The 7,652-nt window shown below is 72.4% G+C and carries 8 protein-coding genes and 1 pseudogene; 3 read left to right on the top strand and 6 right to left on the bottom strand.

The genetic code is table 11. The annotated features are described in order from the left end of the window. The 3 genes and pseudogenes from VIB11_RS08955 to xerD all read right to left on the bottom strand — a co-directional run. Positions 1–227, bottom strand: a pseudogene (locus VIB11_RS08955) (hypothetical protein); the annotation flags it as partial. Positions 228–231: 4 nt separating this feature from the next. After that, positions 232–1,047: a ParA family protein gene (locus VIB11_RS08950; protein WP_414695793.1), complete on the bottom strand. Its 816-nt coding sequence runs from the start codon at positions 1,045–1,047 to the stop codon at positions 232–234. Between the two features lie 254 nt (positions 1,048–1,301). Next, positions 1,302–2,243: a site-specific tyrosine recombinase XerD gene (xerD, locus tag VIB11_RS08945; RefSeq protein WP_332030424.1), complete on the bottom strand. Its 942-nt coding sequence runs from the start codon at positions 2,241–2,243 to the stop codon at positions 1,302–1,304. Positions 2,244–2,329: 86 nt separating this feature from the next. On the opposite strand from xerD, the gene VIB11_RS08940 reads away from it, so the two are divergent. Further along, the gene (locus tag VIB11_RS08940) at positions 2,330–2,956 is read left to right on the top strand and encodes a hypothetical protein (protein ID WP_332030422.1); all 627 of its coding nucleotides are present in this window, start codon (positions 2,330–2,332) and stop codon (positions 2,954–2,956) included. A 28-nt stretch (positions 2,957–2,984) separates the two neighbouring features. Here the strand turns inward: VIB11_RS08940 and hisS are convergent, their stop codons facing one another. Both hisS and VIB11_RS08930 read right to left on the bottom strand, forming a co-directional pair. Beyond that, positions 2,985–4,346 (bottom strand): histidine--tRNA ligase, encoded by a 1,362-nt coding sequence (gene hisS / locus VIB11_RS08935; protein ID WP_332030420.1) that lies wholly within the window; start codon positions 4,344–4,346, stop codon positions 2,985–2,987. Then, complete coding sequence (locus VIB11_RS08930; RefSeq protein WP_332030418.1) at positions 4,343–5,044, bottom strand: MBL fold metallo-hydrolase; 702 nt, start codon at positions 5,042–5,044, stop codon at positions 4,343–4,345. Before VIB11_RS08930 ends, hisS begins: the two co-directional genes overlap by 4 nt. 123 nt (positions 5,045–5,167) lie before the next feature. On the opposite strand from VIB11_RS08930, the gene VIB11_RS08925 reads away from it, so the two are divergent. Together VIB11_RS08925 and VIB11_RS08920 are read left to right on the top strand one after the other, a co-directional pair. Continuing rightward, on the top strand, positions 5,168–5,983 hold the full coding sequence (locus VIB11_RS08925) for a peptidylprolyl isomerase (protein WP_332030416.1): 816 nt from the start codon (positions 5,168–5,170) through the stop codon (positions 5,981–5,983). Between the two features lie 2 nt (positions 5,984–5,985). Next, positions 5,986–7,368, top strand: coding sequence for a DUF349 domain-containing protein (locus VIB11_RS08920; protein ID WP_332030414.1), 1,383 nt, complete (start codon positions 5,986–5,988; stop codon positions 7,366–7,368). 30 nt (positions 7,369–7,398) lie between these two features. Here VIB11_RS08920 and VIB11_RS08915 read toward each other — a convergent pair. Then, positions 7,399–7,652: ACT domain-containing protein (locus VIB11_RS08915; protein ID WP_332030413.1), on the bottom strand; the 254-nt coding region annotated here is incomplete at its 5' end.

Here is a 7,652-nt window from a genome sequence, read left to right as displayed (position 1 = left end):
AGGAGCAGGTCGAAGGGCCCTGAGAACACGTCGAGGTGCACCTCGAACGGCGCGGCGCCGCTGCGCCGGGTGATGACCCCGCCGGGGGTGATCTGCTCGGCCGGAGTGCGCGGCTCGGCCGGAGTGCGCGGCTCGGCAGGGGCGGGGACGGCGGCGCTGTCCGTCTCTGCCGGACCTTCCTCGACGGGGAGCTGGTCAGACTCGCCGAGCACGGGAGCCTGGCTCACGTGGTCAGGCGGCGCCGCCACGGGCGATGAGCTCCCGGGCCAGCTGCCGGTATGCCGCGGCCGCACCGTGCGTCGACGCGTAGGAGGTGATGGGCTCGGCCGCCAGCGTGGCATCGGGGAACTTCACGGTGCGGCTGATGACCGTGTGGAACACCTGGTCGCCGAAGTGGTCGACGACGCTGCGCACGACCTCCTTGCTGTGCAGGGTCCGCGAGTCGAACATCGTGGCGAGGATGCCGTCGGTCTGCAGCCGCGGGTTCAGCCGGTCGGTGATCTTGTTGATCGTGTCGATCAGCAGCGCCACGCCTCGCATCGCGAAGAACTCGCACTCGAGCGGGATGATCACGCCGTGTGCGGCCGTCAGTGCGTTGACCGTCAGCAGCCCCAGCGACGGCTGGCAGTCGATCAGGACGACGTCGTACTCGTCGAGCACCGGGCGCAGCACGCGCGCGAGGATCTGCTCGCGGGCGACCTCGCCGACCAGCTGGACCTCGGCGGCGGAGAGGTCGATGTTGGCCGGGATGATGTCGAGGTTCTCGGTGCGGGTGCCCTGGATGACCTCGCGCACGTCGTGGCCCCGGTCGACGAGCAGGTTGTAGATCGTGACGTCGAGCTCGTTGGCCCGGATACCGAGGCCCACCGACGCCGCGCCCTGGGGGTCGAAGTCGACGAGCAGGACCCGTCGGCCGAGCTCCGCCAGGGCCGCACCAAGGTTGATCGTGGTGGTCGTCTTGCCGACGCCACCCTTCTGGTTGCACATGGCGATGATGCGCGCCGGGCCGTGTGAGGCCAGGGCCTCAGGGTCCGGGAAGTCGGGCATGGGCCGACCGGTGGGGCCGATCTGACCTGCTCCAGCGTGCTCCGTGCCCGGCAGCGTGGCGGGGTCGCGGTCACTGCCTCTGGGGTTCATGTGGCTGGTCTGGTCTGCGGGCTGCTGGTCCTGCGCGACGTCGGAGCGGTGGTCCGCTGACGTGGTCACCTCAGAATCCACAGGCGTTTCACTCCCGGTGAGCTGGTGCAAATCGGTCAGCCTCTCGCTGATCGAACAGACCCTATCAGCGTGCCCCTGCTCGATCAGCGAGCGCGCGGGTGGCTCTGCGCATAGACCTCGCGCAGTCGCTGGACGGTCACGAGGGTGTAGATCTGCGTGGTCGTCACCGAGGCGTGCCCGAGCAGCTCCTGCACCACCCGGACGTCGGCCCCGCCGTCGAGCAGGTGGGTCGCGAACGAGTGCCGCAGGGTGTGCGGGGACAGGTGCCCGGACAGCCCGGCCCGTTCGGCGGCCGCCCGCAGCGCCGTCCACGCGCTCTGGCGGGAGAGCCGCCCGCCGCGCTGGTTGAGGAAGATCGCAGCCGTTCCCCTGCCCTTGGCCGCCAGCGCCGGACGCCCGCGGACCAGGTACGCGGACAGCGCCTGCGCGGCATACGAGCCGAGCGGGACCACCCGCTCCTTGCCGCCCTTGCCGAACAGCCGGACCACCCCCTCCTCCGCGTCGACGTCGTCGACGTCGAGGCCCACGGCCTCCGAGATGCGGGCCCCGGCGCCGTAGAGGACCTCGAGGAGGGCGCGGTCGCGGAGCGCTGCCGGCGTGTCGCCGACGCCGGCGGCGGACAGCAGGCGCTCCACCTCGTCGACGCTGATGGCCTTGGGCAGCCGCGACGGGGGCCTCGGTGGGCTCACCGCGGCCGCCGGGTCCTGCGCCAGGTCGCCCTCGAGGACGAGGAAGCGGTGGAAGCCGCGCACCGCGACCAGGGTCCGCGCCGCCGACGACGCCGCGAGGGGGGCGTGGTCCCCGCACCCCTCGCGCAGGGTCGCGAGGAAGTCGCTGACGTGCCCCTCCGTGACCGCCGCCGGGTCGGTGACACCCCGGCCCGCGAGGTATGCCGTGTACCGCCCGAGGTCCCGCCGGTACGACTTCAGCGTGTTGGGCGAGACGCCCCGCTCGACGTCGAGGTGGTTCAGCCACCCGCGGACCGCACGCTCGACGGCGCTCGCGGGAGGCGGGGTGCGGCTCAGGGATCGTCCTAGCAGGTGGGCGGCAGGTGCGGGTGGGAGTCTAGACCGCGACCCCTGCACGAACCCGACACCTCGAGAGGCGCGTCATGAAGCTGTATGCCGACCTGCCCGGCCGCCGCACCCTGCAGATGCTCGCCGACCTCGGGGTCTTCTTCTGGGCCGCCGGCTGGGCCTGGGTGGGACGGCTGGTGCACGACGCCACCCTCGAGCTCGCCGCCCCCGGCGAGACGCTGCAGGACGCCGGCTCGGGGTTCCGAGACCAGATGGGCCGGGCCGGCGCCGCTGTCGGAGACGTGCCCCTGGTCGGTGAGCAGCTCTCCGAGCCGTTCCAGCGGGCCGGCAGCGCGGGCACGACCATCGAGCAGGCCGGCACGGACCTCGTGACGGCGGTGCAGCAGCTGGCCCTGCTGCTGGGCTGGGTCACCGCACTGGTGCCGATCCTGATCGTCGGCCTGTTCTGGGCGTTCCTGCGCGGCAGGTTCGTCCGGAGGGCCACCGCCGCACAGCGGTTCATCGACAGCGCGGCCGACCTCGACCTCTTCGCCCTGCGTGCGATGGCCACCCAGCCGATGGCCAAGATCGCCCGGATCTCCGACGACCCGACCGGGGCGTGGCGGGCTCGCGACCCCGAGGTGGTCCGAGCGCTGGCGCTCCTCGAGCTGCGTGACAGCGGCCTGCGGCCCCCCGCTCCCCTGCCGGCCGCCTCCCGCTAGGGCCCGTCTGGTCGGCAGCACGGAGCGCTCAGGCGTCGGCCCGCAGGATCTGCGGGCGCACGTCCTCGGCCGGAGGGTTCCACGACCCGGCCTCGGCGTCGACCTGCTCGCCGCTGCGGATGTCCTTGACCTGGTCGGTCCCGTCGTCGCCGGCTCCCGGGAACCAGACGTACGGCATCCCCCGCCGCTCGGCGTAGCGGATCTGCTTGCCGAACTTGGCGGGCTTCGGCGCCACCTCGCAGGGGATCCTCCGGGCCCGCAGGGCCGTGGCGATGCGGTTCGAGCGCGGTCGGTCCTCCTCGGCGTTGACCGCGACGAGCACGCAGGCCGGGGTGGAGCGGCTGGCCGTGAGCAGGCCCCTGCCGAGCAGCAGCCCGAGCAGCCGGGAGACGCCGATCGAGATGCCGACGCCCGGGTAGGTGGTCCGGCCGTCGGAGGCGAGCGCGTCGTAGCGGCCGCCGGAGCAGAACGACCCCCACGACTCGTGGCCCTCGAGCTGGGTCTCGTAGACCGTGCCGGTGTAGTAGTCCAGGCCTCGGGCGATCTTCAGGTCGGCGACCATGGCGCCGGGCGCGTTCTCCATGCCGGTCGTGATGACCCGCGACAGCGCCTCCAGACCCTCGTCGAGCAGGGGGTGGTCGACACCGAGGGCCCGGACCCGCTCGACGAACCCGAGGTCCTCGGTGCGGATCGCTGCCAGGGCCAGGCACCGGTCGGCCTGGTCGTCCGTGCGTCCGGCCTCGAGCAGCATGGCCCTGACCTTCTCGGGCCCGATCTTGTCGAGCTTGTCGACGATGCGCAGGGTGCCGGCGACGTCGTCGATGCCGATGCCGCGGTAGAAGCCCTCGGGGATCTTGCGGTTGTTGACCTGGATGGTCATCCGGCCGATCGGGAGCTTCTGGAAGATCTCGGCCATCACCAAGGGGATCTCCGCCTCGAAGTGCGGGGAGAGCTCGCCGACGTCGACGACGTCGATGTCCGCCTGGGTGAACTCGCGGTAGCGCCCCTCCTGCGGCCGCTCGCCCCGCCACACCTTCTGGATCTGGTGGCGGCGGAACGGGAAGGACAGCCGCCCGGCGTTCTCGAGGACGTAGCGGGCGAAGGGCACGGTCAGGTCGAAGTGCAGCCCGAGCTCGGCCTCGCCGCCCTCGCCCTCCTCGCCGGCGAGACGCGAGACGCCGTAGATCTCCTTGTCCGCGTCACCTCCCTTGCCGACCAGCCGGTCGACCGGCTCCACGGCGCGGGTCTCGATCGAGGGGTAGCCGTGCAGCTCGAACGTCTCGCGGATGACGTCGAGGAAGTGCTGCTCGACGATCCGCTCGGCGGGGAGGTACTCGGGGAAGCCGCTGAGGGGGGTGACCTTGGCGGCGCGCGGTGCGGGGGCGTTCACGCGGTCAATCCTTGCAGGTAGGGGTTGGTGGCCCGCTCGTGCTGCATGGTCGTGGCCTGGCCGTGGCCGGGCAGCACCAGGGTGGTGTCGGGCAGGGGCAGGACGACGTCGCGCAGCGAGCGCTGCATCGCGGCCCCGTCGCCGCCGGGCAGGTCGGTGCGGCCGATGGACCCGGCGAAGAGCACGTCCCCGGACAGGACGGTCGAGCGCACTCCCGCGCTCTCCCCCAGCCCGTCCGGGACCGTCGGCATGGCGAAGAGCACCGAGCCCTCGGTGTGCCCGGGTGCGTGCAGCACCTCGAGGTCGAGACCTGCGAGCGCGAGCTGCTGGCGGTCCTTGAGGTCGACGACGTGCTCCGGTTCCCGCCAGGTGGCCGCGGTGCCGAACTGCTGCTCGAGCATGGCCACCAGCCCGGCGTTGGCGTGCCCGAGCGCGTCGTGCAGCCGATACCGGTCGTCGCCATGGATGTAGGCCGCCGTGTCGCCGCCGCAGACCGGGGTCACCGAGTAGATGTGGTCGATGTGGCCGTGGGTGAGGAGCACCGCGGAGGGCCGCAGCCGGTTCTCGGTGAGCACCTGCCGCAACGGCTCCTCGACCCCGATGCCGGGGTCGACGACGAGGCACTCCTCGCCGACCCCCGTCGCCAGGACGTAGCAGTTGGTGCCGAAGGCGGCAGCCGGGAAACCGATGGTCAACACGGCGCCGAGCCTATCCGCAGGCCGGGTGCCTAGACTGACGGCGGCCGCTGCGACAGCTGCGGCAGACCGCGAGCCCACGCAGGCCGCCACCCAGGCGGCAGGCCACGACAAGGAGCACGGAACGTGACGAAGGAGCAGGAACGCGCCCGCGCCCGGCGCCGTCAGGAGAAGCTCGACGCGCGCGAGGCCCAACGGGCCAGGGAGGCCGCCCGCAACCGCCAGGTCGCCGTCGTCGTCGCGGCCGTGCTCGTGGTCGTCGCCCTGTTCGTCGTGCTGGCCAACGTGATGGGTGGCAGTGACACCGAGACCGCGGGCGGCGCCACCCCGTCAGCCTCCGCGTCGGCGGCACCGTCGGCCAGCGTCGCCGGCTGCAAGCCTGCACCGGCCGCGCCCAAGGAGATCACGCCGATGACGCTGCCCGACCCCAAGACGGCGGCGGGCAAGACCTTCGAGGCGACCATCACGACGAACTGCGGCGACATCGTCCTCGCCCTCGACGGGGCCAAGGCCCCGCAGACGGTCGCCTCCTTCGTCTCCCTGGCGGGCGGCGACTACTGGGCCGACTCGCCCTGCCACCGGCTCACGACCGCCGGGATCTTCGTCCTCCAGTGCGGCGACCCGCTCGGCGGCGCCGGCCCCGGCCCCGGCTACACCTTCGGCATCGAGAACGCCCCCGCTGACGGCAGCTACCCGAAGGGCACCCTGGCCATGGCCCGGACCTCGGACCCCAACAGCAACGGCGGACAGTTCTTCATCGTCTACGACGACACGACGCTGCCCACGGAGGGCGGGGGCTACTCCATCTTCGGCACCGTCACCGCAGGAATGGATATTGTCGAGAAGATCGCCGCAGCAGGTGTGGCCGGCGGCGCCGAGGACGGCACCCCCGCCGCACCCATCAGCATCCTCGAGGTTGCTGTGACCGAGAAGAAGGCCTGACCGTGACTGACGAGAACACCCCGGCCGCCACCCCCAAGCCCAGCGCCCCCAAGCCGGGTCCTGCGCCCAGCCCGGCCGCGCTGCGGGCCGTGGCACACCCCCCGGTCGCGGCACCCACTCCCCCACCCGGCCCAGCGGCCGAGACCTTCGGCCGGGTGGACGAGTCCGGCACGGTCTACGTCCGCACCGCCGAGGGCGAGCGCGAGGTCGGGTCGTACCCCGGCGCCACCCCGGAGGAGGCCCTGCACTACTTCGCGCGCAAGTTCGATGAGCTGTGGGCGTCGGCCGACCTGCTCCAGCAGCGCCTCACCACCACCGACATCACGGCGAGGGACGCCCAGGAGGGGCTCGCGAAGCTCCGCGAGCACATCGCCGAGGCCAACGTCGTCGGCGACCTCGAGGCCCTTGCCACCAAGGTCGCGGAGATCGAGCAGGCTGTCGAGGCCCGCAAGGAGAGCGAGGCGGCGGAGCGCACCAAGGCCCGCGAGGCCGCCAAGGCGCAGCGGGAGGCGCTGGTCGTCGAGGCCGAGGCCATCGCCGCCCAGCCCGAGAACAAGATCCAGTGGAAGGCCAGCGGCGCACGGATGCGTGCCCTGCTCGAGGAGTGGAAGCAGCACCAGCGCTCGGGCGCCCGCCTCGACCGGGAGACCGAGACGGCGCTGTGGCAGCGCTTCAGCCACGCGCGCAACAGCTTCGACAAGGCACGCCGGGTCCACTTCGCGCAGCTCGAGAGCAGCCAGTCCGAGGCCAGGGCAGCGAAGGAGGCCCTCGTCGCCGAGGCCGAGGAGCTCTCGACCAGCACCGACTGGGGCGCCACCGCCGGCGCGTTCAAGCGGCTGATGGACCGCTGGCGCAAGGCCGGCCGCGCGTCACGGGCCGACGACGACGCCCTGTGGGAGCGCTTCAAGGCCGCCCAGGACGCGTTCTTCGCCGCCAAGGACCAGATGGCGGCCGCCGAGGACGAGGAGTTCCGCGGGAACCTCGCCGTCAAGGAACAGCTGCTGCAGGAGGCGCAGGCGATCCTGCCGGTCACGGACATCGACGCCGCCAAGGCGGCGCTGCGCGCGATCCAGGAGAAGTGGGACGCCGCGGGCAAGGTCCCGCGCACCGACGTCGACCGGATGGAGAAGGGCCTGCGCCGGATCGAGTCCGCCGTGCGCGACGCGGACGACAAGCGCTGGGCACAGACCAACCCCGAGGTGGCCGCGCGCGCCCAGAGCATGGTCGACCAGCTCGAGGCCTCCGTCGCCGGCCTGCGGGACGACCTCGCCAAGGCCGAGGCCTCGGGCAACGAGAAGAAGGTGGCCGACGCCAGGGCCAAGCTCGAGGCCCAGGAGCAGTGGTTGGCCCAGGCCCGCGGCAACCTCGACGAGTTCAGCGGCTGACCGCCCGCCGCGGGCACGGCGGGGCCGGGGTCACGACGTGGTGGCCGCGGCCTTGGTGCCGGTGATCCGGTAGACGTCGAAGACGCCGTCGATCTTGCGCACGGCCTTCATGACGTGGTCGAGGTGGCCGGGGTCGCCCATCTCGAAGGTGAACCGCGAGATGGCGACCCGGTCGCGGGAGGTCTGCACCGACGCCGACAGGATGTTGACGTGCTGGTCGGACAGCACGCGGGTGACGTCCGAGAGCAGGCGGTTGCGGTCGAGCGCCTCGACCTGGAGCTGGA

The sequence above is a fragment of the Pedococcus sp. genome (assembly GCF_036554925.1).
In the GTDB taxonomy this organism is placed as follows: Bacteria; Actinomycetota; Actinomycetes; order Actinomycetales; family Dermatophilaceae; genus Pedococcus_A.
This window is presented reverse-complemented; position numbering and strand designations above follow the sequence as displayed.

What these genes read in the sequence shown, in the direction of transcription:
- VIB11_RS08950 (WP_414695793.1), bottom strand. Translation starts at nt 1,047, where the DNA reads ATGCCCGACTTCCCGGACCCTGAGGCCCTGGCCTCACACGGCCCGGCG.
- VIB11_RS08940 (WP_332030422.1), top strand. Translation starts at nt 2,330, where the DNA reads ATGAAGCTGTATGCCGACCTGCCCGGCCGCCGCACCCTGCAGATGCTC.